General features: G+C 60.6%; 21 protein-coding genes and 1 tRNA gene. 12 read left to right on the top strand and 10 right to left on the bottom strand.

Annotated elements, in window-relative coordinates:
* Positions 1 to 47: 47 nt before the first annotated feature.
* From bcsA to ACS4RR_RS17515, 6 genes are all read left to right on the top strand, one after another.
* Positions 48 to 2,240, top strand: a complete 2,193-nt coding sequence (gene bcsA, locus ACS4RR_RS17540; protein ID WP_456189068.1) for a UDP-forming cellulose synthase catalytic subunit — start codon at positions 48 to 50, stop codon at positions 2,238 to 2,240.
* A complete protein-coding gene (locus ACS4RR_RS17535; protein WP_456189067.1) occupies positions 2,237 to 4,726 on the top strand; it encodes a cellulose biosynthesis cyclic di-GMP-binding regulatory protein BcsB in 2,490 nt (829 codons plus the stop codon). The genes bcsA and ACS4RR_RS17535 overlap by 4 nt, the downstream gene beginning before the upstream one ends.
* Positions 4,723 to 5,769 carry a family 8 glycosyl hydrolase gene (locus ACS4RR_RS17530; protein ID WP_456189066.1) on the top strand — a complete coding sequence of 349 codons (1,047 nt, stop codon included), beginning with the start codon at positions 4,723 to 4,725 and terminating at the stop codon, positions 5,767 to 5,769. The genes ACS4RR_RS17535 and ACS4RR_RS17530 overlap by 4 nt, the downstream gene beginning before the upstream one ends.
* A complete protein-coding gene (locus ACS4RR_RS17525) occupies positions 5,766 to 8,120 on the top strand; it encodes a cellulose synthase (RefSeq protein ID WP_456189065.1) in 2,355 nt (784 codons plus the stop codon). Before ACS4RR_RS17530 ends, ACS4RR_RS17525 begins: the two co-directional genes overlap by 4 nt.
* A 75-nt stretch (positions 8,121 to 8,195) precedes the next feature.
* Positions 8,196 to 8,864, top strand: a complete 669-nt coding sequence (locus tag ACS4RR_RS17520) for an HAD family hydrolase (RefSeq protein ID WP_456189064.1) — start codon at positions 8,196 to 8,198, stop codon at positions 8,862 to 8,864.
* Positions 8,865 to 8,962: 98 nt separating this feature from the next.
* Positions 8,963 to 9,039, top strand: a tRNA-Pro gene (locus tag ACS4RR_RS17515).
* Positions 9,040 to 9,224: 185 nt separating this feature from the next.
* Here the strand turns inward: ACS4RR_RS17515 and ACS4RR_RS17510 are convergent.
* Entirely contained in the window at positions 9,225 to 9,857 is a 633-nt protein-coding gene (locus ACS4RR_RS17510; protein ID WP_017963805.1) for a class I SAM-dependent methyltransferase, read from the bottom strand.
* Positions 9,858 to 10,397: 540 nt separating this feature from the next.
* On the opposite strand from ACS4RR_RS17510, the gene ACS4RR_RS17505 reads away from it, so the two are divergent.
* Positions 10,398 to 10,616 (top strand): hypothetical protein, encoded by a 219-nt coding sequence (locus ACS4RR_RS17505; protein WP_017963806.1) that lies wholly within the window; start codon positions 10,398 to 10,400, stop codon positions 10,614 to 10,616.
* A 6-nt stretch (positions 10,617 to 10,622) separates the two neighbouring features.
* Here the strand turns inward: ACS4RR_RS17505 and ACS4RR_RS17500 are convergent, their stop codons facing one another.
* Positions 10,623 to 10,856, bottom strand: a complete 234-nt coding sequence (locus tag ACS4RR_RS17500) for a DUF982 domain-containing protein (RefSeq protein ID WP_026154105.1) — start codon at positions 10,854 to 10,856, stop codon at positions 10,623 to 10,625.
* A 196-nt stretch (positions 10,857 to 11,052) separates the two neighbouring features.
* On the opposite strand from ACS4RR_RS17500, the gene ACS4RR_RS17495 reads away from it, so the two are divergent.
* On the top strand, positions 11,053 to 11,265 hold the full coding sequence (locus ACS4RR_RS17495) for a hypothetical protein (protein WP_032985048.1): 213 nt from the start codon (positions 11,053 to 11,055) through the stop codon (positions 11,263 to 11,265).
* Positions 11,266 to 11,350: 85 nt separating this feature from the next.
* Here the strand turns inward: ACS4RR_RS17495 and ACS4RR_RS17490 are convergent, their stop codons facing one another.
* The 3 genes from ACS4RR_RS17490 to ACS4RR_RS17480 all read right to left on the bottom strand — a co-directional run bounded on the left by ACS4RR_RS17490 (position 11,351) and on the right by ACS4RR_RS17480 (position 14,069).
* Positions 11,351 to 11,644, bottom strand: a complete 294-nt coding sequence (locus ACS4RR_RS17490) for a helix-turn-helix domain-containing protein (RefSeq protein WP_017963809.1) — start codon at positions 11,642 to 11,644, stop codon at positions 11,351 to 11,353.
* Between the two features lie 85 nt (positions 11,645 to 11,729).
* The gene (locus tag ACS4RR_RS17485; RefSeq protein WP_017963810.1) at positions 11,730 to 12,911 is read right to left on the bottom strand and encodes an ROK family transcriptional regulator; all 1,182 of its coding nucleotides are present in this window, start codon (positions 12,909 to 12,911) and stop codon (positions 11,730 to 11,732) included.
* Between the two features lie 543 nt (positions 12,912 to 13,454).
* A complete protein-coding gene (locus ACS4RR_RS17480) occupies positions 13,455 to 14,069 on the bottom strand; it encodes a GNAT family N-acetyltransferase (protein WP_020486072.1) in 615 nt (204 codons plus the stop codon).
* A 177-nt stretch (positions 14,070 to 14,246) separates the two neighbouring features.
* On the opposite strand from ACS4RR_RS17480, the gene ACS4RR_RS17475 reads away from it, so the two are divergent.
* The 3 genes from ACS4RR_RS17475 to ACS4RR_RS17465 all read left to right on the top strand — a co-directional run bounded on the left by ACS4RR_RS17475 (position 14,247) and on the right by ACS4RR_RS17465 (position 17,436).
* The gene (locus tag ACS4RR_RS17475) at positions 14,247 to 15,584 is read left to right on the top strand and encodes an extracellular solute-binding protein (RefSeq protein WP_017963812.1); all 1,338 of its coding nucleotides are present in this window, start codon (positions 14,247 to 14,249) and stop codon (positions 15,582 to 15,584) included.
* 125 nt (positions 15,585 to 15,709) lie between these two features.
* The gene (locus ACS4RR_RS17470; RefSeq protein ID WP_026154106.1) at positions 15,710 to 16,603 is read left to right on the top strand and encodes a carbohydrate ABC transporter permease; all 894 of its coding nucleotides are present in this window, start codon (positions 15,710 to 15,712) and stop codon (positions 16,601 to 16,603) included.
* Positions 16,603 to 17,436, top strand: a complete 834-nt coding sequence (locus tag ACS4RR_RS17465; protein ID WP_020486073.1) for a carbohydrate ABC transporter permease — start codon at positions 16,603 to 16,605, stop codon at positions 17,434 to 17,436. Before ACS4RR_RS17470 ends, ACS4RR_RS17465 begins: the two co-directional genes overlap by 1 nt.
* Before the next feature lie 57 nt (positions 17,437 to 17,493).
* On the opposite strand, the gene ACS4RR_RS17460 is transcribed toward ACS4RR_RS17465, so the two are convergent.
* The 4 genes from ACS4RR_RS17460 to ACS4RR_RS17445 all read right to left on the bottom strand — a co-directional run bounded on the left by ACS4RR_RS17460 (position 17,494) and on the right by ACS4RR_RS17445 (position 22,114).
* Positions 17,494 to 18,735 (bottom strand): O-antigen ligase family protein, encoded by a 1,242-nt coding sequence (locus tag ACS4RR_RS17460; RefSeq protein WP_260298544.1) that lies wholly within the window; start codon positions 18,733 to 18,735, stop codon positions 17,494 to 17,496.
* On the bottom strand, positions 18,732 to 20,294 hold the full coding sequence (locus ACS4RR_RS17455; protein ID WP_017963816.1) for an undecaprenyl-phosphate glucose phosphotransferase: 1,563 nt from the start codon (positions 20,292 to 20,294) through the stop codon (positions 18,732 to 18,734). Before ACS4RR_RS17455 ends, ACS4RR_RS17460 begins: the two co-directional genes overlap by 4 nt.
* A gap of 74 nt (positions 20,295 to 20,368) precedes the next feature.
* Positions 20,369 to 21,538: a glycosyltransferase family 4 protein gene (locus ACS4RR_RS17450; RefSeq protein WP_085991515.1), complete on the bottom strand. Its 1,170-nt coding sequence runs from the start codon at positions 21,536 to 21,538 to the stop codon at positions 20,369 to 20,371.
* Positions 21,539 to 22,114, bottom strand: a complete 576-nt coding sequence (locus tag ACS4RR_RS17445; RefSeq protein ID WP_017963818.1) for a polysaccharide biosynthesis/export family protein — start codon at positions 22,112 to 22,114, stop codon at positions 21,539 to 21,541.
* A 190-nt stretch (positions 22,115 to 22,304) separates the two neighbouring features.
* Between ACS4RR_RS17445 and ACS4RR_RS17440 the strand changes: the two genes are divergently transcribed.
* Positions 22,305 to 24,485: a GumC family protein gene (locus tag ACS4RR_RS17440; RefSeq protein ID WP_017963819.1), complete on the top strand. Its 2,181-nt coding sequence runs from the start codon at positions 22,305 to 22,307 to the stop codon at positions 24,483 to 24,485.
* Positions 24,486 to 24,489: 4 nt separating this feature from the next.
* Here the strand turns inward: ACS4RR_RS17440 and ACS4RR_RS17435 are convergent, their stop codons facing one another.
* Positions 24,490 to 25,728, bottom strand: coding sequence for a GNAT family N-acetyltransferase (locus tag ACS4RR_RS17435; protein ID WP_017963820.1), 1,239 nt, complete (start codon positions 25,726 to 25,728; stop codon positions 24,490 to 24,492).
* Between the last annotated feature and the right edge of the window lie 142 nt (positions 25,729 to 25,870).

Here is a 25,870-nt window from a genome sequence, read left to right as displayed (position 1 = left end):
GAGGGCGCCAGTTGGTGCCCCGGTTGAGCAATTTCGAAGGAACGCCGATGCGCAAAGCCCGCAGTGTCATCATATGGGCAGTGGTTTCGCTCTGCATGATCGTGCTGATCACGCTGCCGGTCAACCTGCAGACCCAGCTCATCACTAGCATCACGGTCGTGACCGTCATGGCGCTGATCAAAGTTTTGAAGGGTGAGGGGACGTGGCGCCTGGTGGCGCTCGCCTTCGGCACGTCGATCGTGCTGCGCTATGTCTACTGGCGCACCACCAATACGCTGCCGCCTCTGAATCAGTTGGAAAACTTCATTCCCGGCCTGCTGCTCTATCTGGCCGAAATGTATAGCGTCGCGATGCTGGCGCTCAGCCTGTTCATCGTCGCCACCCCGCTGCCGTCGCGCCCCTCGCGTGCCGCCAATCCCGGGCGCCTTCCTCATGTCGACGTCTTCGTGCCATCGTACAATGAGGATGCCGGTCTTCTCGGAAACACGCTGGCCGCCGCCAAGGCCATGGACTATCCGGCCGAGAAACTGCATGTCTGGCTGCTCGACGACGGCGGCACCCTGCAGAAGCGCAATTCCGGCAAGCTGCTCGAAGCCCAGGCGGCGGCTGCCCGACATATCGAGCTGAAGCAGCTCTGCGACGATCTCGATGTCCACTACCTCACGCGCGACCGTAACGAGCACGCCAAGGCGGGCAATCTCAACAACGGCATGAAACATTCGACCGGCGAACTTATCGCCGTCTTCGATGCCGACCACGCGCCGGCCCGCGATTTCCTGCTCGAGACCGTCGGTTACTTCGAAGACGATCCGAAGCTCTTCCTCGTCCAGACCCCGCACTTCTTCATCAATCCCGATCCGCTGGAGCGCAACCTTCGCACCTTCGACAAGATGCCGAGCGAGAATGAGATGTTCTACGGCATCATCCAGCGCGGCCTCGATAAATGGAACGCGGCCTTCTTTTGCGGCTCGGCTGCGGTTTTGAGCCGTAAGGCGCTCAGATCCCAGAATGGGTTTTCCGGAATCAGCATCACCGAGGATTGCGAGACGGCGCTGGCGCTCCATGGCAGCGGCTGGAACAGCATCTATGTCGACAAGCCGCTGATCGCCGGCCTGCAGCCAGCCACCTTCGCAAGCTTCATCGGCCAGCGCAGTCGCTGGGCGCAGGGCATGATGCAGATCCTGCGCTTCCGCTTTCCGCTTCTGAAGCGCGGCCTGACGATCCCGCAGCGCTTCTGCTACATGTCCTCCACGCTGTTCTGGCTCTTCCCGTTCCCTCGCACGATCTTTCTGTTTGCGCCGCTCTTCTATCTGTTCTTCGATCTGGAAATCTTCACCGCCTCGGGCGGCGAGTTCCTCGCCTATACGCTTGCCTATATGCTCGTGAATCTGATGATGCAGAACTACCTCTATGGGTCATTCCGCTGGCCCTGGATTTCCGAGCTCTACGAATATGTCCAGACCGTACATCTGCTGCCGGCTGTCGTCTCCGTCATGCTCAATCCGAGGAAGCCGACCTTCAAGGTCACCGCCAAGGACGAATCGATCGCCGTCAGCCGTCTGTCGGAGATCAGCCGCCCGTTCTTCGTCATCTTTGCGGTGCAGATCGTCGCGCTCGTCATCACCATCTACAAGATCTATGCCGAGCCCTATAAGGCCGACGTCACGCTCGTCGTCGGCGGATGGAATGTCATCAACCTGATCATGGCCGGCTGCGCGCTTGGAGTCGTATCGGAGCGCGGCGAGCGCGCCTCGTCCCGTCGCGTCCGCGTCAACCGGCGCTGCGAATTCGGCGCCAACGGCAAGTGGTACACGGCCTCGATCGAGGACGTCTCCGTGCATGGCGCGAGGCTGCACATCTTCAACAAGCATCTCGACGAGATGCTGGTCGGCGCCGTCGGCGAAATCCGCTTCCGGCCCTATAGCGGCGCGGATCTGGAAACCCTGCCGCTCATCGTCCGCAACATCGAGCCGTCAGGCGACATCAGCAATGTCGGCTGCCAATACGTGCCGAAAAGCGCGCTCGACCATCGCCTGATCGCCGATCTGATGTTTGCCAATTCCGACCAGTGGACCCAGTTTCAGGCCTCGCGCCGCCGCAATCCGGGCCTGATCCGCGGCACCATCTGGTTTCTCGGCATGGCGTTCTACCAGACGAGCCGAGGCCTCGTTTACTTCTTCCGCAGCATGCGGCCGGAGCGGGAAGCCCAGCAGCAGGCGGCAAAGGTCAACGCCGGATGAGAAGGATCGTCGTCGCCTCGCTTTTCCTGCTGAATGCCTCCGCCTTCGCGCAGGCGCAGACGGCGCCCTTCGACATGTCCGGCGAGCGGCCGCCCGGTGCGTCCGTTACCCCGAGGTTGATGCCGCCCACACAGGCCGCGCCGCCTGCGGTCATTGCGCCCGTTCCCCTCACGCCTCCAGTTCCCGTCGTACCCGCGCCTGCAACCCCGGGTGCTCCCCCTCCTGCAACCCCCGCTGCTCCCCCTCCTGTTGCTTCGCCGGTTGCCACTCAGGCGCAGCCGGCGATGCCTGCGCCCCGGCCTGCCGCAGCCGCAAACAGCGTTGCGCCGCTGCATACAGGCGATGTCCGTCGCTTTGTCGTGCCCTTTTCGAAACTCGGCCTTGACGGCGAATACGATCGCCGGTCATGGACTGTTTATCTGACACCGGAGCAGGCGAGGGCCAAGGCAAGCTTCACCTTCGCCTACCAGAATTCGATCGTCGTTGCGCCCGAGGCCTCCGCCCTGACCGTCTATCTCAACAATCGCCCGATCGGCCAGCAGCGCGTCGGCTCGCCGGATGGCTCTTCGGCCGTCACCTTCGAGGTTCCGCCCGGTTTGCTGCAGCCGGGCGCCAACCTCGTCACGTTCGAAGCCGATCAGCGGCATCGCACCGATTGCAGCATCCAGTCCACTTATGAACTGTGGTCGAATATCGATCCGGCCGGAACCTATCTGAGCTTTGCCGGCAGGGACGCCGCCCAGCTATCGAGCGCCGATGCAATCCGCGCCATCGGCGTCAACGGCGCTGGCAAGACGGAGTTCGACTTCGTTGTCCCGGCACTGGAGCAGCCGGGAACCACCAAGCCGCTGCTACGGCTGGCGCAGGGCCTGTCGGTGCTGAGCAGTATGCCGAACCAGATTTTTGCCTTCAGCACCGCGTCGCTTCCGGCCGCCGGGCCTGGTACGCTCAGCGTGCTCGTCGGCACCGCGGCAGAACTGCGGCCGCTCTTTCCCGACCTGCCACCCGGCGCCGAAAGTGCGGCACTCGCCGCTTTCGTCACCGACCCGCGCAGCGGCTCGCCGATCCTTCTGATCAGCGGCCCCTCCTGGCAGGCGGTCTCCTCGGCGATCGACACCATCGTTTCACCGACAGACCGGTCCTCGGATGTTCGCCGCGACGTGCTGACCACCGAGCGCTGGAGCGCGCCGAACGCGCCGCTGGTCTTTTCCGATACAAACATCGCCTTGTCTCAGCTCGGTGTGAAGACCACCGAATTCTCCGGCCGGCGGTTGCGGACGAGTTTCAATATCGCTGTGCCGGCCGATTTTTATGCCAATGCCTATGGCGAGGCGAAGGTGCTGCTCGACGCCGCCTATACCGATAACGTGATGCCCGGCAGCCACATCGATATCTACGTCAACGACAACATCGCCTCCACCGTCCCGATCACCACGACATCAGGCGGCATTCTGCGTCATCTGCCGATCCGCGTGACGATGCGGCACTTCAAGCCAGGTCTCAATTCGGTGGCGATCGAAGCGATCCTGATGACCAAGGACGATGCCGTCTGCGCGCCGGGCGCGGCTACCGGCACCACCCCGCGTTTTGCCCTGTTCGATACCTCTGAGCTGCAGATTCCGGATTTCGCCCGCGTCGGTCAGCGTCCGAATCTGGCGGCAATGGCCGGCACTGCCTATCCCTATGGTCGGGTCACGGAACCGACGCCGCTCTTCATCGACCGCGTCGATGCCGATACGCTTTCGGCCGCCGCCACGCTGCTCGGCCAGATGGCGATCACCGCCGGCCATCCGATCGTCGTCGAAACCGTCGCCTCGCCGAATGCGATCGGCGATCGTGACGCAATCTTCATCGGCTCCATCTCGCAGATGCCGACAACGGCGCTGTCACAGACCAACATCTCCACGGCGAGCCAAGCCTCGTGGCGTTCGGTGGTGGATACGCAGGTGGGCGTCGTCGATACCGGTACGGCCTTCGAGGAATGGAATTCCAAGGTCAGCGGCGGTGTCTTGCGCAGCCGGATCACGGCTATCCGCGAGTGGCTGTCGCGCAATTTCGATATCTCCCGCAGTTCGCTGCAATTCATCCCGGGCGCCGAGCAGATTTTCACGCCGGCCAACGCCGACACGCTGCTGGTTGCCCAGGGCTCCAGCCCCGCAGGGTCCGGCGCCTGGACCGTGGTGGCGGCGCCGTCGGCAAAGGACCTGCGCGAAGGGCTCGAGGTTTTGACCGCGCAACTGAACTGGCCGCAGATATCGGGCCACATCACCACCTATTCGAGCAAGACAGGCAAGATCGAAACCCTGCCCGTTTCCCGTTTCGATTTCGTGCCGTCCACCCCCTGGTCGATCGCCAATTACCGTCTGATCGCCGCCAACTGGCTATCGACGAATATCCTCTCCTACTCCTTCCTGCTGGTCGTCTTCGTGCTGCTTATCGGGATCACCACCTCGAGCATGCTCAGAAAACTGGGCCGGTCCAAATGAGGCAGTGGCGCGCGCTCCTGATGGCGGCAACGGTCGCGCTTGCCCCGGCAGGCCCGCCCGCTGTTGCGCAGCAAGCGATGATCAATGCCGGCGCATGGTCGGCCTACAAGGCGAAGTTTCTCGATGCGACCGGCCGCATCATCGATAACGGCAACGGCAATATCAGCCACAGCGAAGGGCAGGGCTATGGCATGCTGCTCGCCTATCTCTCAGCCAGCCCCGCCGATTTCGAACAGATCTGGTATTTTACCCGCACGGAGCTGCTGCTGCGCGACGATGGCCTGGCCGCGTGGAAATGGGATCCGAACGGCAAGCCGCACGTCACCGACGCTAACAACGCCTCGGACGGCGACATGCTGATCGCCTATGCGCTTGCGCTTGCCGGCACGGCGTGGAAACGCAACGACTATATCCTCGCCGCCTCCCGAATGGCGCAGGCGCTGCTTGCCGAAACCGTCGTGCGCTCGGCCGGCCACACACTCCTGTTGCCGGGGAGCCAGGGTTTTGCCGCTACCGACCGTGAGGATGGCCCCGTCGTCAACCCGTCCTACTGGATTTACGAGGCGATCCCGGTGATGGCGGTGCTCGCTCCGTCGGACGCCTGGCAAAAACTGTCGGATGGTGGCCTAACGCTGTTGAAGACGATGCAGTTCGGCCCGCGCAAACTTCCCGCCGAATGGGTGAGTCTCAGCGGTCAGCCGCAGCCGGCGCAGGGTTTCGACGCCGAATTTGGCTATAACGCCATTCGCATCCCGCTCTATCTTGTTCGTGGCGGCGTCACCGACAAGGCGCTGTTGACCCGTCTGCAGCAGGGGATGTCGCAAGACGGCGTTCCCGCCACCATCGATCTGACCACCGGCCGGACGAAGACCGTGTTGCCGGACCCAGGTTATCGAATTGTTAATGATGTTGTGGCCTGTGTGGTCGATGGGACCAAGTTGCCGGTCTCGGCCCTGCAATTTGCGCCCGCACTCTATTATCCGTCCACGCTTCAACTGCTGGGGCTGGCCTATATTGGGGAGAAGCATCCGGAGTGTCTGTGAAGTCTTCTCTCGTGGCGGTTTCAGCGGCAGTCGTGGTGGCAACCCTCGTCACCGGATTGAAAGATCGTGTCGCTCTGCAGGAAAAGTTCGGCCTTGAGTCTGCCGGCAAGCCGGCACCGGAGCTGATGATGATGGGCCGCATCAAGCCGACTGATGCTTCCGCCGGCAATCCTGAATTCAATGCGCAGCTGGTGGCCGACAAGATCGAGGCGATCACATCTCCGTCGCCGCCAGCACCGGGCGTGCGCGAGCCGGATGCCGCAGCACCGCAACCGGCGGCACCGCCCGCGACACCTCAGACGGTCGCCCAGCCGGCGCCGGTGACGCCGCCCATCGTTTCCGCGCCGCCAGCACCGCAACAGGCGGCCGCGCCTGCGCAGCCTGCCGTCGATGAAAGTGCGCTTCGTTATTTCGCCAGCCGCGGCGACAAGGTGCGCCTGCAGGCCGAAATCTCCCGCCTTCAGGCGCTCTACCCAAACTGGGTTCCGCCGGCCGATCCGCTCGCCGTGCCGCAGAATGGCGACAAAAGGCTTGAGGCCATGTGGCAGCTCTATTCCGACGGCCGCTATGCGGAGTTGCGCAAGGCCGTCGCCGACCGCCAGGCAGCCGATGCCGGATGGCAGCCGCCGGCCGATCTGCTCGACCGGCTCGACGTCGCCGAGGCCCGTGCCCGTCTCGTCAATGCCTCGGACCTCAAGCAACATGCGACGGTCGTCGATATCGCTGCTGTAACACCGAGCCTGCTCACCTGTAGCGAGATCGATGTCCTCTGGCGTGTCGCCGAAGCCTTCATCCGGACGGAGAGGGTGCAGCGCGGCCAGGATGCCTACGCTTATATCCTGAAGAACTGCACCAATCCCGCCGAGCGGCAGGCGACGGTCGAAAAAGCCTCGACGCTGCTTGGCTACCAGCCGATGCAGGCATTGCTCACGCTGGAGAGGCCTGCTGCCGACGGCAGCAAGGAATTCGATGCGATCCGCGGCAATCTCACCCGACGCTTCGTGGCCGAGGGCAATGACGATCTGAAGCTTGTTATCGCACCCGACTACATCGCCCGTCTCGAAAAACTCGCCGAGACCGAGGGGCTCGCCTCCGACGCGCTGCTGCTCGGCTGGTATCAGCTTCGCCGCAACAACGATGCCGATGCCGAGAAGTGGTTCCGCGCTGCCCGAGCCAAGCAAGATTCGGCGGCCGCTTCGCAGGGGCTGGCGCTGGCGCTGATTGCCCGCAAGGCGCCTGAGGAAGCCGAGGACGTGATGTTCCGCTGGCGCGCCGATTCCGAGGATGCGACATCAACCTATCTCGCCGCCACCGCCAACCTGATGGCGTTACAGCCGCCGGCCGATCTGGCCGAAGACGTGCTGCACCGCATCGCCACCGAGGTCATCGCCCGGAAATATGTGCCGACGGCGCAGCAGTTCGGCTGGTATGCCCGCTCCCTCAACCAGTTCCAGACCGCCGCGCGCTGGTTCGAGACGGCGCTTGCCTGGAAACCTGATGACGAACCGTCCGCCTATGGCCTTGTCGTCACCCGCGAGCAACTGAGCGATCGCAAGGGCGTGCTCGACCTTCAGCGCGCCTGGGCCGGCCGGTCGAGCCGGATCACCAATCTCGAAGACACATCCTCCCTAATGCCGAATGCCGTCACGCCGCCGCCGGAGAAGGGCGGGCTTGCCGCACAGCAACCGGCGCAGCCGACGCAGCGTCCCCCGACCGAGCCGCTTCCGGCCGATCGCCGCATCACTCTGCAGCCGGGGTCGGAAGTGGTCGTTCGCGCGGCGAGGCCGGCGATGGAGACGGTGACCGTCCCGCGCGGTCCGCGCCAGACGCGCGGCTGCTCGACGACAATCGATGCGGCGCAGCTTGAGCCGGCCGATGCGCTGTCGCGCGGCTGGTGCCTGATGGATATCAACCGGCCGATGGAGGCAATCTCGGCGTTCGAGGCGGCATTGCACAGCCCTGCGCGCAAGGTCCGCGAAGACGCAGCCTACGGCCAGAGCCTTGCCTATTTGCGCGCCGGCCTTTCCACCAATGCGGCCGTCGCGGCCACCAAGGCGCCGCAGAACCGGCAGCGCGCCGCCGAACTCCAGGTGGCGATCCTCGCCGACCGTGCGCTTTCAGCCTTCGACGCCGGGCGTTACCGGGAAACCCTCATCTATCTCGATCAGCGCGCCCAGCTGCAGCAGGAACGCATCGACCTGATGGTTCTGCGCGGCTACTGCTACCTCAATCTCAAACTGTACGGCGATGCGACTCGCATTTTCGAGGCCGCTGCCGCGACCGGCAGCCGCGATGCTGCCCGCGGTCTTGCCGACGTCAGAAACGTTACACACCCCGACGTCAACGACTGACGTTGACGCCACCGCCGCTCTCCGCTACTCGCCTGCGCAGGGGCTGCCCCGGCCTCATGCTGGAAGGAAACACCCGTGCCCGCTCTCCATGACATCCTCGATAGGTCCTACGACGCTTTCCTTTTCGACATGGACGGAACGTTGCTGAATTCTATCGCCGTCGTCGAACGCGTCTGGAGCGAATGGGCAAGACGCCACGGCTTCGAGCCCGAGGTATTCCTGAAGACGATCCATGGCATCCGCGCCTCCGACGTGATCCGCGGGCTCGGCCTGGCCAGTGTCGATCCGGCCCATGAGGCGGATCTGCTGCTCGTCGAGGAAATGGAGGATGTCTCCGGCATCGTCGAGATCCCCGGCGCAGTCCGCTTCCTCTCCGCCATCGCTGAGGGCAGATGGGCAATCGTCACTTCGGCGCCGATCGAGCTCGCCAAGCGCCGCATGGCCGCCGCCGGCATCCCGATGCCGAAGGTCATCGTCAGCGGCCAGGAGGTCAAATCAGGCAAGCCCAGCCCCGAAGGTTATCTGCTCGGCGCAAGCCGCCTCGGCGTCGATCCGAAAAAATGCCTGGTCTTCGAAGATGCCGTCGCCGGCATCCTTGCCGGCGAGGCCGCCGGCGCCGATGTCACCGTGATCACCGAAACCCACGCCACGCCGTTCGAAACACCGCATTTTTCGATCGTCAACTACCAGGCATGGCAGCCCCGCCAGACCGCCGAAGGCCAGTTGGCGCTGGCTGCGATCTGACCATTCGGGCAAACCGCTGCCTTTTTGTTGGAGGCAAGATTTTTCCGCTTGCATTGCACGCGCTGAAAAACTAAACGAAGCAAGCCGTTTCGGCAGGTCGGGGCGTAGCGCAGCCCGGTAGCGCACTTGACTGGGGGTCAAGGGGTCGCTGGTTCGAGTCCAGTCGCCCCGACCATTTATCCCCTTGAAGTCCCAGTCAGAATGTCACTTTCTTCGTCCCGCTGGCAGCGGAAAACGGAACGAGACATCGGCGGAAATGTTGAAACGGGAACTGAGAGTCCCGAACGAAAATGTCATTGTTCATGTTGCAAGTCAGCTGTAGCATCGTCCTTGCAAAGAGTGGTGGCCCCCCGACCGCCTTCAGTGCGGTTTCTGAGCGATCGCGATCATCGATTTCGCCAGCAGTGGAATTCTCCCGACATATTCGAAGTCGACGTCTTCGAAGCCTGTTTCAACCAGGAGCGTACTGAGCGTTCCGGGAGACCAGAATTTGATATGGCCATGGTCCTTCAGAGGCATAAAATGGTCGTCCATCTTTCCGCTCACGGCCAGAGCCAGATTTTTCCAGTAGCCGTGGAAAGGCGTCGATACGACCGCGATGCCGCCAGGCTTCACCAGATCGTAAATGGTCGTCGAGAAGGCCTTGGGATCATAGACATGTTCCACCACTTCAAGACTGATCACCGCGTCGAAGGTCCCATACCGGCTGGAAAGATCCTCGTAGCCGGAACCGATTTCCAGCGGAAGATCGGGGTGGGCCGTTCTCGCTTTCGCGATGCCGTCCTTCGACGGATCGACACCGACGACGTCATAGCCTTTTTCTGCAAGCACAGCTGCAGCACCGCCGGTGCCGCAACCGAGGTCGAAGACAGCCGTTTCATTTGCCTCCTGGAAACTGTTCTCGAGAACATCGACAACGGCCGGCAAAATATAGGAATGGGCGGTCGCCGGCTTGGCGTGTACATAGGTAGTAGCGTCTAGTTCGATAGACATTTTACCTCCTGAAAAGCTGAAGAAGTGAGCTGCCGCAATGGTACGGCGGACTTTGACCGGAGTGTGGTGCCGTTGTGGTATTAAGGTGATTAAGGCCGAAGGTATTCGCGGGAGGCCAGCCGCCGACTGGCTGTATCGACCATGCGCGAGACATCCTCCAGTGTGCCCAACGCTCGCCCTAGAGAAGATCCCGAAGCTGATTGACAGGGTGCCAAGAAGATGCTGAAAACGGGCCGCGTCCGGGTCTACCGTATTCTCGTCAGTCAATGGGCCGCTGCATCGGCTCCGGGCGCTTCGACCATTTAAACTAAATAAGGCGATGAAATACCATTTGAAGGTGCGTCGCAAATAAATCCTTTAGTTCTTTTTGGTGCTCCCTTAGTTGGGATAGACGGTATTTGTCGATTTTTGTTAAGGTTATACAAAGATTAGAAGTGAATAAACTAATTTTGAATTGAAGCAAATCCGAAACCTCTTCGCATTCTCGCGAACTTGTGTAGATTAACATTATCCCTGTCACAGATAGCCTAGTGCGAGCGCATGGCGGATATGAAGCACAATCTAACTTGCAGACAGAGTCTCGCCTACGCGTTCCAGGCTCTGTCGGACGAGGCCGTCAAAGCCGGCTGGTCGGAGGGCGATGTCGCCCTCGCGCTCGCCGAACTCGCCGAGGAGCGGGTGATCGAAGTGACCGCCAAGGTGATCATGGAAGGTTTCATCCATCCCCAGCGCATCGCCGCCGGCGGTCGTAACGGCTAACCGATCTTAAACCAGCAATCCTGCGGTTTTCGCTGCCGTGACGAAGGAAGCCTGCGCTGCGCGCGGGCTGCGCAGTCCGTCGAGCGCATCCAGGCAGTGCTGGCGCGCAATGCGATAGTCGCGCCCACGCTTGCTCGGCCACCTTTTCAGATATTCGACGGCCTCCCAGACAGTCGAAACGATCAGGCTGCTGTTTGGAGAAAGGACCCGGACGGGGGAGGGAAAGCGTTTTTCACTCACGTCTGCACTCACCGATTCCTGCCACAAAACGCGCTCACAACGCGCAGGACAAAATTTTGTTCCATAATTTTGTCCTGCTGAAATTTGCGCGGTTGCTAAAGTTCAGGCCCTCGCGCATAATGGCTTTATGACGGTTGCGGAGGGCGGCCGGCGATGCAAGCGTGGATGCGTTTGCCCTCGGAGGATATGCGGCGTGATGTTACGATCATCAATTCATCCGCATGATTTACCGCTATTTTCGGAAGATCTCGATCTGCTTTCGCAGGTGCTCGACAAGGTCTGCTACGAACGCGGCCTCGTCAAAACGACGCCGGAGGCCGAGCGGATCGGTGCGGTCATCATTCAGCTCTACAGGCAGGGCGTGAAGGATGGCGGCAAACTCGCGGATCTTGCAAAAACTTATCTTTAGTTCTGCTCGATCGAGACACCGTTCTTGCCGATGACCCCCGATAAATTATGGGACAGCGAAACGCCCGGGCGCCCGATTAGCTCCGTCAATCGTCGTTGGCGGCGTTGAGGTTTTCGGGCCGGATGCCGTCATCGCTGAAGGTGCGGGCGCGTAAGCGGATGCCGGGTCCGCCTTCATCCTGATTACCGCTCGACAGGAAGATGATGCCGTTCGCCTCGAGCGTGCTGCGCACATCGAACAGCGCATGTGGCTCGCCGGCGAATTCGCCGTTTTCCAGCGCTCTCACAGTCTCGACCGGCAGGCCGCTGGCGGCCGCGAGCTCTTCGATGCTCATTCCGATCATGGCGCGCGCGCCGCGTATCTGCGTTGCTGTTATCATAATGGAAAATCTAGCGCATTTCCAGCACTTCTCAAGTGGCCGCGCTCTCACGTTGGGCGGTTTCGGTGCCGAAGGCACTCGCTCTTCAAACTTCCCTCAATTTTACACCAAAAAGATCGTCATGCATGCGTTCGACCGCGATCCCCATTCCTCCCATCAGGGCGGCCCGGTTCCCAAAGCGACTGATCTCGATGCGCGGCGGATAAGGCGTACAGCGCGGCAGGAAACCACGGATGGCGTTTACGAGTTCCGGTCTTGCTCCGATGCTGCCACCGGTGATCACCAGTTCAGGATCGAGAGCCGCTCCGATTGCCGCAATGGCGACCGCGACCAGCCTTGCCGTCTCTTCGATTGCAGCCGCGGCGCTTGTCTCTCCTGCACTAAACGCGGCGAAGAGATCGGCCACGGTGGATGCGTTGCGCCCGCCGAAACCGACGTAGCGGCGCAACATCGCGGCGCTGCCGACCGCACTCTCAAAGGTTCCAAGCGTAAATCCGCCAGGATCAAAAACGTCTCCGCCGATCGGAAGATAGGCGATTTCGCCGGCCGCCCCACGCGCGCCGCGCAACAGAGTTCCGTTGGCGATGATGCCCATGCCGACGCCCGTGCCGAGAGCAACGAATGCAAAATTGCTGGTTTCGATACCGTGTCCCCGCCATCTCTCCCCTTGCGCGGCCAGGTTGACATCATTTTCAACGATCACGGGTATACCCATTCGGTCGCTGAAGACTTGCCGCAGATTGATTGCGTCGATGCCTGGGATGCTTGGCGCTACGTTGATATGTCCGGTGGCCGGATCGAGCACACCGGGACTGCCTAGAACGATGAGGCGCAGTTTGTCGGCACTCGTCCCGGCCGCAGACGCGAGTTCCACGATAAGATCGCTGAACTGATTGACGAGATGCATTCCGCCGCGCGGGTCGGTGGATACTTTGGTTTCAGCAACCACATTCCCCAACAGATCGCAAATAGCCGCAGCAATCTTGGTGCTCCCGAGATCTATAGAGACGGCCAGTCCCGCCCTGGCATTGATTTCATAGGTGATCGCATTCCGGCCCGGGCGGCCATCAGTCTGCCCGACTGGTTTCAGCCAGCCGTCATCCTCAAGGTCGCGAACGACATCGGAAATCGTCTGCTTTGATAAGCCGGTTAGCTTGGCAATATCGGCGCGAGAGATCGACCCGTTCGCGAACACGGTTCGGATGACGGCATTGGTTGAAATTTTTCGTGCGATCGGAGTCTGTGCGACAGAAGATGTCATTGCCATCCGGCTAGCTCAGTCCAATTAGTTCGGAGCACATACTTATTGGGGCGATATCGAGTTCACAACTATCGCGGCCAACCGGATTTCAATACATCGAAGCAGGCAATTTGTCTATGTCCTTGACAAATGGGAGGCCAGCTGTAGGCTTTGGATTAACGTGCGATGAAAATGCGCGATGAAATAAAGAGGGTCGAGTAGAAGTATGCGCCATACGTATCGTCTGGTTAGCCGTGCGCCCGTCAAGATAGCTCGAAGAGGAACTGGCCTAGGCCTACCTGGCTATTTCCTTATTTGCGTTCCGCCGACTCCTTGAACCTAGCTGCCGAGGATTTGCTCATGATGAAGCCCTCGATTGATAGAGCCGAGAAACCTGTTTTACTGCCGATAACGGCGCCACGCCTTCCGGCGGACGTTCATCCAGACGGGTCCGCTGATCTCGCCTTGTGCGGGGCAAGCAGCTTTGGGCGTGTGAGATTTTCGCCAATCAAGGGTTCTCGTACCTACGAGATAGGGCCTTTCCATGCCTCGGAGAAACCAGGAAATGCTTCAACCCAATCCCTGATCAATCCGCATAGCAAAGGCGACGGAGCCGTCCCGCTCGAATTCGGAAAAGCCAAGGTGACGGTAAAAACCCTTGGCGCGTTCGTTGTTTGGGTCGACCCCGAGATGCACGGCTCCGACCCCGTGATTCCGAAGCGCTTGAAGCTCCGTGTCGATCATCCTGCGCCCCCAACCGCTTGCCTGAAGTCCGGGAAGAATGTTGATGTGAAGATGCGCCGGGTACTGGTCTTGAAGCCACGCCGTTCCGCTGCGCGGATTTTGAATTCGTTCCATCACGTCGGCGTCGCGCGGACGGGTGGGTGCCAGTCCCGCAATCTGCTGGCGGACGAACGGCCACCAGTTTGTTTGCAAGTCTCTGTCGAACCCACCTGTGTCCGGCACCCCTACAACGTAGCCGACCGGCCGACCGTCCTGAACGAGAACAAAGGCAAAGTCTTTGGCGAATTTCAGGTAGGGTACCGACCAGATGTAGCCGGGCAGATGCGGGTCGCTATAAAGCGCGCTGGCATCCTGACCGCCATTCGCGGTTTTCAGGCAGATGTCGAAAAGAGCGTCGATATCCGCTTCAATCGCGGGGCGGATGAAGCAGCTGGTGTCCATCACTTTGCCACCTCCTGCGTGGCGCTTGGTCATTTTAGGTCGCGAGAGGAGCCGATGCATTGACGATTACCTCAGATTCGCCAGCCAGGCAAAGCTCTGGGGGAAGAAAACGTTCGGCCGGTGCCTAGCACAAGGCCTGGGCGGAGAGTGGAGAATAAACCAGATGAGGTGGAGCAGATGAACAGAACCGTGAAATCGATCAGCATACTGCCGGCATACCGATTGAAAGCAGCTGTCGCGCTTGCTGGCGCGGCGCTTTTGAGTTTTGGCCTTTCGGCAGCCGCGCGTGCTGACGACCTGGCTGTGTGGGATGACCAAACCTATGAAGGCCAGAGTGCGGTCATAGAGCAACTTAACAAGGAGTTCGAAGCTGCCCACCCCGGCGTCACGATCAAACGCACCGCCCGCACCTTTGATGACATGAAGTTGACGTTGAAGCTTGCGGTTTCGGCGGGTGATGGCCCGGTCATCACGAAGGTCAACCAGGGCGCCGGTGACATGGGGGCAATGGTCAAGGAGGGATTGCTCCTGCCGGTCGACGACTACATCAAACAATATGGCTGGGATAAACTCCAGTCGGATTCCGTGCTTGCTCGAGACCGCTGGGGAGATGGAAAATTTGGGGTCGGTAAGACCTACGGCATATCAGGCCTCGGCGAGATCGTTGGCCTCTACTACAATAAAAAGATCCTCGGCGATGCGGGAGTAGCGCTGCCGCAAACCTTCGAGGAGCTTCTAACCGATCTCGACAAGCTGAAGGAAAAGGGCATTCCGCCCTTCATGATGGGCTCGGCAAAGCAGCATCTGGCCTTGCACATGATCGGCGCCATCGACCAAGCGCATATCGACGCGAGCAATCGCGCCGAGCTTGACGACCTGATTTACGGCCGTGGCGGCTCCTGGAACACCAAGGGAAACATCGAATCCGCCAAACTCGTGCAGCAGTGGGCACAGGGCGGTTATTTTTTCCCCGGTTTCGAAGGCATCTCAGGTGACGACGCCGTCCAGCTTTTCATTTCCGGGCAGGGCGCGTTCCTGATCTCCGGGACCTGGTATTTCGGTGACATGCAGCACAATCCGGATATCGGCTTTATGGCCATTCCCGCCCCGAAAGGCATTTCCAAGCCCATGAGTGTCGGGGGCGTGGATCTTGCCTGGGCGATAACGAGCCTTGCCAAAACGAAGCCGACACAGGACCTAGCCGGCGCATATATCGACTATATGGTCTCAGAAAAGGCTGCTGAAACCTGGGCCAATGCTGGCTATCTCCCGGCAACTTCGCTCGCGGCTGACGCAAAGCCAAAGCTCACGCCGCTCCTCAGCTCCGGCATCGAAATGTGGAAGACACTCAACGCAAACGACGCTCTCGGCCATTACCCCGATTGGTCGAGCCCAACGATGCTGAAGACAATAGACGACAACACGCCGCTTCTCCTGTCCGGCAATATCACGCCCGAAGCCTTTGTCGATGCTATGGACAAGGATTATCAGGCCTACCTGAAGGATAAGAAATAAAGATTGCGAGCGCAGGTCACGGCCGTCCCCTGCGGTCGTGACCTCAGTCTCGTCGATCGAGATAAATGAACATTGCGATCGGCTTGCTGCGCGATGACCACAGCTTTGGCTTTATGGAGTACTGGATGAAACGCTCCGCACTTGATGGCTCGCAACATACCAATTTTATCTATTTATTGCCTGGATTGCTGTTCTACGCGGCTTTTGTCTTTGGACCGATCCTCGCGGCTTTGGGTTTGAGCCTGACCAGCTGGGACGGCTTGGCCATGCCCAAATGGGTTGGTTTGGGCAATTACGCCGATCTCTTTTCTGACAGTCGTTTTTATACTGCCTTGCGTAACAATGCCGAGCTTATGATCTTCTACTGTGTCCTGCCGCTCGTGCTCGGTATCGCTCTTGCTGCTTGCGTCTGGAATCTGAAGCAACGCGAACAACTCGCCCTGCGCACATTCTTGTTCCTGCCTTATATCATGCCGACTGCCGTGTTGGGCATCATCTGGGCATGGCTCTACAATCCTGCATTCGGCCCATTCAATCAGTTTCTCAGAGCAGTCGGGTTGGGCGCCTTCGCACTCCCGTGGCTGGGAGATTTCAATTTTGTTCTTCCCGCGGTCGGGATCGTTGCCACTTGGTATTTCTTTGGTTTTTGCATGGTCATTTTCCTGACCGGAATCCAGCGCATCGACCCGTCGCTTTTCGACGCTGCCAAGGTCGATGGTGCTTCGGCGCGAAAAACCTTTTTCTGGATAACGCTGCCGCTTCTATTGCCTGAAATAAGGGTGGTTTTGCTTTTGACGGTCATAGCGTCGATCAAAAGCTTCGACCTGATTTTTACAATGACCCGGGGCGGACCCGCCAACGCTACGCTCGTGCCGAACATATACATGTATCAGCTCGGCTTCGAGCTCAATCGGTTCGGCGCTGCGGCGGCCATCGCCATTGTCGGCGCGATACTCACATTCGTCATCAACTATGCAATTCACCGATTTGTGGGATCGCGGCATAAGGGATTGGCTTGATGAGCCGTTCATTTAACATTTCCTCCGGCCCGCTATTCCTCCGCATTGTCCTCTGGCTTCTTGCTTTCGTCACGATCATCCCCTTCCTGCTCCTGCTTCTAACCTCAATAAAGAGCAAGGCCGACGTTCTGCAGGGTGCATTCGCGTTGCCGGCATATCCACATTTCGAAAATTACGTCGATGCTTGGAATGCCGGACATTTCAACATCTACTTCTGGAATTCGATCATCGTTGTCATACCCGTCGTTGCTGCAAGCGTCATTTTAGGCCTGCTGACCGGCTTTGCCTTCGCATACCTGTCATTTCCGCTGCGGCGTACGCTGTTCGCTATCCTGACGCTCGGCATGATGGTGCCGGCGGAAGCCTTCATCATCCCGCTTTATTATGAAATGCGGTATCTCGGACTGATCAATACCTATGCGGCTCTCATTGTGCCGCAGATCGCGATGTCGATACCATTCTCGACGATCTTCCTCGCCAGCGCGATGCAGCAACTGCCGGAAGAAGTTCTCGAAGCGGCGGTTCTCGATGGCGCCGGACGCTTCTATATCCTGCGCAAGATCGTTATCCCGCTCATGGTGCCGGCAATGTCGACGCTGGCGCTGTTTCTGTTCATATGGACCTGGAATGAGTTTCTCATTCCGTTCATTCTGGTCAACGACGACGCTTATCGGACGCTGCCCCTCGGCATGCTGTTTTTCCAGGGGCGTTATACCGTCAACACACCGGTTCTGACCGCCGGTGCGGTGATCGTGATTTTCCCGCTCATCCTGACTTATCTGGTTTTCCAGCGACGGTTCATTGCCGGCCTGACGGCAGGAGCGACAAAATAAACAGCCATATGCGAAGGTGTCGTTTCGGAGCCACACGCTTACTTGGACAGCAAGAGGTCACGCTGCCCTTCGTCTTTGATCGCGCTTGTGGCGCACTTCCAGCGCCGCGCAGCCCCAGACGGTTCCAAGCAGCAGATAGACATGGCGCCAGTGGTCGATATCGATGACGTTGCCGATTGTCGCATGGCCGAGAACCGAGATCCAGGCGATCATCAGGAAGGGCTGCCATGGCCGGTCGAGCAGCAGGTTTCGGAAGCCGAGAGCCAGCGTCCAGAGAAGCATGCCGACATAGCTGACGAAGCCGAGCCAGCCATAAGAAGTGAGCGATTTCAGCCAGATATTATGCTCGTCCTCGGGAAACATCGTGCCGAACACCAGCGGCCCGATACCGAGCGGGCGCTCCATCATCATGGTGAAGCCGATCCGGTGGCGCTCGAAGCGGCCGAGATGTTCGCCATCATATTGCTGCACCAGCTGGGCGCGCGCCGAAAACAGTTCGGCGACCTTGGGGATCTGCAGTGCTACCAGCAGCGAGGCGACCAACATGATGATCGCCGCCAGCGACAGGACCAGGACTCGCAGGCGAAAAGCGCCACTGCGCTCTTTCAGCAGCATGATGAAGATCAGCAGCACCACGCCAAGCGCGAAGAGCCCCCAGGCGGCGCGGGAGAAAGAGAGGAAGATGCCGAGCGCAAGCACGAGCAGGGCGGCGGCCTTCAACGGCGATTTCTTCAAATCGCCGGCCAGGATACCGTGGACGAGATAGAGCGATGGCGGCACCAGGAAGGGCCCGAAGACGTTGGGATCCTGGAAGGCGCCCTTGGCGCGGTCGTAGAGCGTGAAAATTTCCGCGCCCGGAAAGGCATGGAAATAGCCGAGTATGCCGAGCGCGGAGGTGGCGACAGCGGCAAAGGTCCAGGCGTTGAAGATCAGCGGCAGCCGCTTATGGCTGTCCTCGATGATTGCCGCGTAGAAGACCGCCGTCAGCGCCAGAAAGGTCGACACTGCGATATACATCGGCGCCGTTGCCAGGTCCTTCATCTGCGTCAGCGACAGCATGCCGCCGATATTGAAGGTCAGCAGCAGGGCGAGCAGTGGTGCTACGCCGCGCGAAATCCGGAGGCCCAGGATGAACCAGAGGCCGATCAGCCCGGCCATCCAGAGTTCATAGGGCGCCGGCTCGTCGATCACGAAACCGGAGAGGAAGACGCCGAAGGCGACGAAGGCCGAGCCGATCAGGCGCAGCGTCATACGCTGCGGTTGGGCGACACGGGGATATGTCGCCTCGATCGCGCTCAATAGGCGTTTTCCGTGTTGAGCAGCCGGATCGGCGTCAGGAACAGGATCTTGAGATCGAACCAGAGCGACCAGTTCTCGATGTAATAGAGGTCGTAGGCCGTGCGGAACTTGATCTTCTCGTCATTGTCCACTTCGCCGCGCCAGCCGTTGATCTGGGCCCAGCCGGTGACGCCGGGCTTGACGCGGTGGCGGGCGAAATAACCCTCGACGACATCGCCGAAGGCGCGGTCGCGCGCCTGGGCGAGAACGGCATGCGGACGTGGGCCGACGAGCGAGAGATCGCCCCTCAGTACGTTGAAAAGCTGCGGTAGTTCATCGATCGAGGTCTTGCGGATGAAGCGGCCGACGCGAGTGACGCGCGGATCGCCCTTGGTCACCGCGGCCTTGCCCGTGGGGTCGGCCATGTTGGTGTACATCGACCGAAACTTGAAGACATTGATGATTTCGTTGTTGAAGCCGTGGCGCTTCTGCATGAAGAAGACCGGTCCCGCGGAGGTCGCCTTGATGGCGATCGCGGTTGCGACCATGATCGGCCAGAGCAGCGCCAGTGCGACGATCGTGAAGAAGATGTCGAAGCCGCGCTTGGCAACGGAATCCCAGTCGCGGATCGGCTTCTTGAAAATGTCGAGCATCGGCACCGAGCCGACATGCGAATAGGCGCGCGGCCGGAAGCGCAGCCGGTTGGCATGCGCGGCAAGGCGGATATCGACCGGCAGAACCCAGAGCTTTTTCAAAAGGTCGTAGATACGGGCCTCGGCCGACAGCGGTAGGGCAATGATCAGCATGTCGATGCGTGTCAGCCGTACGAATTCGACGAGTTCGGCGACAGTGCCGAGTTTCGGATAACCGGCGACCATGATCGGCGAGCGCTTCTCGCCGCGGTCGTCGAAGATGCCGCAGACGCGGATGTCGTTGTCGGCCTGCTGTTCGAGGACGCGGATCAGGTCCTTGGCCGGCTCGCCGCCACCGACGATGACGGCGCGGCGTTCCATGATGCCGTTGCGCGCCCAGTTGCGGATGGCGTAGGCGACAACAAAGCGTTCGGCTGCAAGGAAGAGCGCGCCTGCAACGAACCAAGGGATGTAGGCGTCGACCATCGCCCACGTGGTTCCGCGAATGAGCCCGAACAGGCCGACGGTCAGGAGAAGCGCGATCGTCCAAGCGGCGACGATGCGCGGCATCAGCCGCAGCTTCGCCCGAAGTGCGGGAATGGTGTAGGTGTCGGCAAGCTGCAGGCCGACAACGGTCAAGACCGAAGCGATCACCGCCATGCCCGCCAGCACCAGCGTGGAATCGTTGCCCTCGTCGGGCCAGAAATAGTGAACCGTCAGCGCAATCGCAAAGAGTGCCAGGAATTCCAGCAGCCGCAATTGCCCGATGACGATCGCAGGCGAATGAGTTCCGTCGCGGAACTGTTCGGCGATCTGGCGGGCATAGGGATTAATTTCGGTCGGGTCGGAGGAATTCTCCTGAACCGCGTCGCCGCGAACCTCGATGTCGGAGACCTGCTTGCGCAGTGCTTCCACGTCGAATTGATCGCCTTTTTCCAGCTTGTTCATGGGGCCCAGTTTGTTCATGGGGCATTGTCGCTCGTTGTCACCCTGCGAAATACCAGAAAGCCCCTAAGAAATATTTACGAGGCGGCGGGCATAGCTTGGCCGGCAGCCGGGTTGACGAGCTCATGGTACAATTTCAGGACATCACGCGCCATGACGGCGGACGAAAACACCGCCTTCACCGCCTCGGGTTTCGGCATCGTCCTGGCGTGCCAATCGGGTGTGCTCAGCGTTTCCGCCATGACGCGGGCGAGATCGTCGGAATTGCCAGGCTCCACCAGCGCCGCGCTGTCGGCGCCGAGCACCTCGGGAATGCCGCCGACACGGCTTGCGATGATCGTCTTGCCGGCGCCGAGCCCCTCGAGCACGATATAGGGCATGGCTTCGGCGCGCGAGGGAACGACGAGGTTCTGCGCCATGGAGAAGGCTTCGTGGACCCGCATTGCCGGCAGCATGCCGATGCGTTTGCCAAGGCCGCGTTCGACCATCATCTCGCGGTAGCGGTCGCGATCCGGCCCGTCGCCGATCATCAGCGCCGATAGTGGCCTGCCGAGCAGCCGCTCGGTCTTGGCGAAGGCATCGACAAACAGATCGGGACCCTTGAGGTCCCGCAGCATTCCCACATAGATGAAATGCACGGCATCCGAGCGGGTCGGGATCGTCTCGAAATCGCGCTCGCTGATACCGTTGTAGATCAGCCTCGTCTTCGTCCGCGGTCGACCGACCTTGCGCGCATAGGTATCGCGCTCATATTCGCAGATGAAGACCAGCGCATCGGTGAAATATTCCTGCAGGCGCTCCATCCTGAGGACGAACTGTCCGCTGAGCGAGGAGCGCGAATAATGCAGGCTTCCACCATGCGCGGTATAGAGGCGGGCTACGCGATACCTGTTCACCCGCAACGCTGAGCCGGCAAGTCGCGCGAGCACGCCGCCCTTGGCGCCGTGTCCGTGCAGCACATCCGGCCGCAAACTTTTGATTTTCTTGTATGTATCCCACATCGTCGCAATATCGGACGGACTGATCGAGCGCCGGATCGGCACGCGTGTCAGGCCGAGCGAGAGATACGGACGGATATCGTCGAACAGGCTGTCCTCGTACTCGCCGCCGGTCGAGCTGTCGCAGAGGATGCCGATGTCGTGGCCGGCCTTGCTATGCTCCTCGACGAGATCGCGGACATGGCGGAAAATTCCGCCGACCGGCGACCTGAAGCAATGGAGGATGCGGAGCGGCTGCTGTGCCATCACTCAGAAAAGCCGTTCGCGAACGTAGATCGTGTCACCTGCGATGATCGGCCCTGATATGTTGATGCGGCCAGTCAGCACCTGTCCATTGATCTTGCGGGTGACATCGACCACGCGCTGGTTGGCGCGGCTGGTGAAGCCGCCGGCAACCGCGATGGCATTCTGCACTGTCATGCCGGGAACATAGGCATACTGGCCGGGCTGGCCCACTTCACCCATGATGAAGACCGAACGGTAGCGATCGACATCGATCGTGACGTCGGGATCGCGAAGATAGCCCTGCTGCAGTTTTTGGGCGATCTGCCCCGAGAGTTGCTGCAGGGTTCGTCCGCGGGCAGGGACCTGGCCGATGAGCGGGAAGGCGACATAGCCGGCCTGATCTACCGTATAGGTGTTGGTCAGGCTCTGCTGGTCGAAGACGGTGATGCGCAGTCGATCGCCGCTGTCCAGCGTATAAGGCTGAATGGTCGCCTCGTTGAAGGCCTTCGGCGCAGGCTTGTACGTCGTGCAGCCGCCCAATGCTGCGGTCATGGCTGCAAGGCTCAGGGCCAAAAGGATCTTGGGCTGGACGACAGACATCCGCTTGTGCTCACAAAAATGAACTCGGTGCAGTCGTTATCGATCCGTTAGGGTTAATGCCCGGTAAAGGGCGCTTGCAATTTCCCGGTTTCCTTCATCGATCATCGGCCATTTCTTGGCGAGCTTGTCATTAACCGTTGAGTTACCATGGTCGTTTACGCTTGCGGCACCTTTGTTGTGGAGTAAGAGCATGTCCGGCGTAGCTCGTGATCAGGATGTGGACATAGACCTTGGCCAGTTGGTCCGTGCGGTCTGGGCGCGCCGTCTGCGGATTCTGACAATCACCCTCGTGGGGGCGGGCGTCGCCTTTGCCGGCGCCAAGATCATGTCGCCGCAATATCGCAGCGAAACACGCATCCTCATCGAACCCCGTGCGCCGGCCTTCGCCAGCACCCAGCAGATCAATGACGCCAGCGCCGGTCCGCTGATGGACGAACTGAACATCGCCAGCCAGGTGCAGCTTCTGCAATCGGCCGATCTCCTCAAGAAGGTCATCAACGACCTGAAGCTTTATAACCTGCCGGAATTCGACGATGCCGCCAGCGGCTCGGTGATGGGCAGTATCCTGGTGAAGCTGCATCTGAAGAAGAACCCGCTGGAGAACCCGCCGGAAGAGCGCGTCATCGACGCCTTCGTCGAACGCCTGCAGGTCTATCAGGTGCCGGGTTCGCGCGTCATCGGCATCAATTTCACCTCCAAGGACCCGAAGCTCGCGGCCGCCATCCCGAACGCCATGGCGAATGTCTACCTCTCGACCCAAAGCGGCGCCAAGCTCGATTCCAACTCCGAGGCGACCCGCTGGCTGGAGCCGGAGATCGAGGGCTTGCGCCAGAAGGTCAGCGAAGCCGAGAAGAAGGTCGCCGAATATCGCACGTCGCACGGACTGTTGCAGACGAACGGCACGACCACTTTTCCGGCCCAACAATTGAACGATATCTCCGCCGAGTTGACCCGCGTGCGGGGCGATAAGGCCAATGCCGAGGCGCGGGCGCAGGCGGTTCGAAATGCACTGTCCTCGGGCGAGGCCTTCGATACGCTGCCGGACATCATGTCCTCACAGGCGATCCAGCGGCTGAAGGGGACGGAATCCGGCCTGCAGTCGCAGATCTCCGATCTGCAGACCAGCCTTCTCAACAACCATCCGCGGCTGAAAAGCCTGCGCGCTCAGCTCTCCGATATCCGCACCCAGATCCGCCAGGAGACGCAGAAGATACTGGCGAGCATCGAGAATGAATCCAAGGTTGCGGATCTGAGGGCGAACGAACTGGAGCGCCAGTCCGACACTGCGCAAGCCAACAGCGCCCGTGCCGGCGAGGACGAGGTCGGCCTGAATGCGCTGGAGCGCGAGGCGAACGCCCAGCGCCAGTTGCTCGAAACCTATCTGGTGCGCTACCGTGAGGCCGCCTCCCGCGCCGACAGCAATTCGAGCCCGGCGGATGCCCGTATCGTTTCCAGGGCCATCGAGCCGGTCGATCCCTATTTCCCGAAAGTGGTGCCGATCGTCGTCGTCGCTGCCGTCGCGACGCTGATCATCAGCGCCATCGCCATCATGCTGTCCGAACTCTTCAGCGGCCGGGCACTCCGCCCGACAGATGCGGCTCCGGAGACAATCGAGGCAGAAGCGTTCGTCGAGGAGAAGCATGTGCCGCAGGCCGTTGCGGCCGTCGCTGCCGCCAAAAAGCCCGTCCAGCCGAGCATGCTTGCCGTGGTCGCGGACGAAGAGGATGTGATCGAGCACGTGAAGGCCGCCGAGGAGGCGCCAGAGGACGAGCCGGAGGACGAGAATGAATTCTCCGTCGCCTCAGTTGCAGACTATCTCACTGGCAGCCGCGCATCACTTGCTATCGCGATATCTCCGACCGGTGACAATGGCTCGGCGGCGACGGTTTCGCTGACCCGCATGCTCGCCGACGCCGGCCGTCGCGTCATCCTGATCGACATGACAGGTTCCGGCTACCCCACAGAACTGATGGCCGAGGACCGGGCCGCTCTCGGTGTCACCGATCTGCTTTGCGGCGAGGCCGCCTTCGGCGATACGATCCACGGCGACCGCCTTTCCGATGCCCATCTCATCCCTCAAGGCCAGAGCGATGTGCGCCGCGCCATGCGCGGCGTCGACCGGCTGTCGTTGCTGCTCGATGCACTCGCCGCCGCCTACGACCTCGTGGTCGTCGAATGCGGTTCGGCCGATGTCGCCGGCGTCTCGCGGCTGACGCGCAGCCGGGACGTCGAGATCATCCTCTCGCTGCCTGAGGTCGAGGAAACCGTCTTTGTGGCTCTGATGACGGAATTCCAGGCTGCAGGCTATGAGCGCGTCGTGCTGATGTCCGGCGGCGAAGGGGCCGAGCAGACGCTCGGCCGGGCTGCTTGAACGGTTAGCCGATCCGTGCCCGAATGCCTTGGGCGAATTTGTAGAGTTTCGGGCGCGCCTTGATGTGTGCCTTGCCGCGGGTGACGATCCGGTGTGCGGCGCCGGCGATCACACCGAACGGCGATACCGGCAGCACCACGTCGTAGTGTGCGGTCTCGACCGGCGCCCAGGAACGCTTGTAGGTCTGGTCGCCGAGGCCGAAATCGAACAGCGCCACACCCTTGCCATGCAATCCCGAGATAGTCTGCCAATAGAGGAATTCGCCGGGGCTCGTATCCGGCACGAGCTCTTCATCGATCGCCCCGAACTGGCAGATGATATGGTCACCCTTGCGCGAAATGCCTGAAATCGCGGCGATCTTACCCTCAAGCTCGCCCTTGAGCCGGAGCATATGCATCTGCAGCCCGAAGTACTGCCTGGTGTCATCCCGCTTGTCGATGAGACCGTGCAGGAAGGCCTGCGTTTCCCTGTCGGCAAAGACGTCGGGCAGGCCGAGGCTGGCGAAGCGGGCGCTCTTCAGCCGGAAGAAGATATCGAGCTGGCTATGCTGTTCTTCTGGTGTCTCGGGAATGACGTATTCGAAGCCGCCGGCCGCCTCGAAGCGCTTCGACTGAACGCGGAATTTCTTGCGCCGGTTCTTGGCATTGAGCTGCTTCAGCGTGTCCTCGAATGCGGAAAGGAACGGCAGCTGATAGGCGTGGTTCTGGTTGTGCACCATCGGCAGCCCCGCGAGCGGGCTCTCGCGCCCGCGCCATTCCAGCGGAATGTTCTGCAGCAGCAGGAGATCGGCGCGGCCCTTCAGTGCGTGCTGGAGTTGGGCGGCGAACTCATGGGGGTCGATGGTTCTGCCGGCTTCGGCAAAGCTTTCCGCGAACAGGCCGGTATTGATATTGCTGTGATCGGCGGCGATGAATTTCGCTGTCGTGAGCCCGCGAGACTTGACGATCTCGACTGGCAAAATGAAGGCGGTCTGACCCGCATGGATGCCTTTGAGGATCGCAAGCGGCCGCTGGAAAGCGCTCACCCAGGCGGCGCACCAGTCGTAGCTCTGATGGAGTGATTGGAGATTGTCGCGCTCCAGCGCCCGCCAGTCACCTTCTAGCGGCTGCATCGTGTCGAAGACTTCGATGTCGATTCCAGCCATGGCGAGTTTCATGCTCAGCTGGCGCAGGCGCGAAATGGCCGTATCGGCCAGCGCCTTATCGGATGGCTGTTCATGGACGTCGAGCTTTTGCGTCTGCACGGTTTTCTCCGGTCAAGAATGCTGAACGGGAAGGTAAGTATGGCAGACGTATATTAGGTTTAACCGCACGCGATGGGCGAGGTTTTCCGCGGATCACGGTTATTCGGCCGTTAATGGCCCTAAAGCATGTCGCGCAAAAGCG

The organism is Rhizobium zaerense (assembly GCF_051810725.1).
Classification (GTDB): domain Bacteria; phylum Pseudomonadota; class Alphaproteobacteria; order Rhizobiales; family Rhizobiaceae; genus Rhizobium; species Rhizobium leguminosarum_I.
Note: the sequence above shows the minus strand (reverse complement) of the source record. Positions and strands in the feature narration are given on the sequence as shown.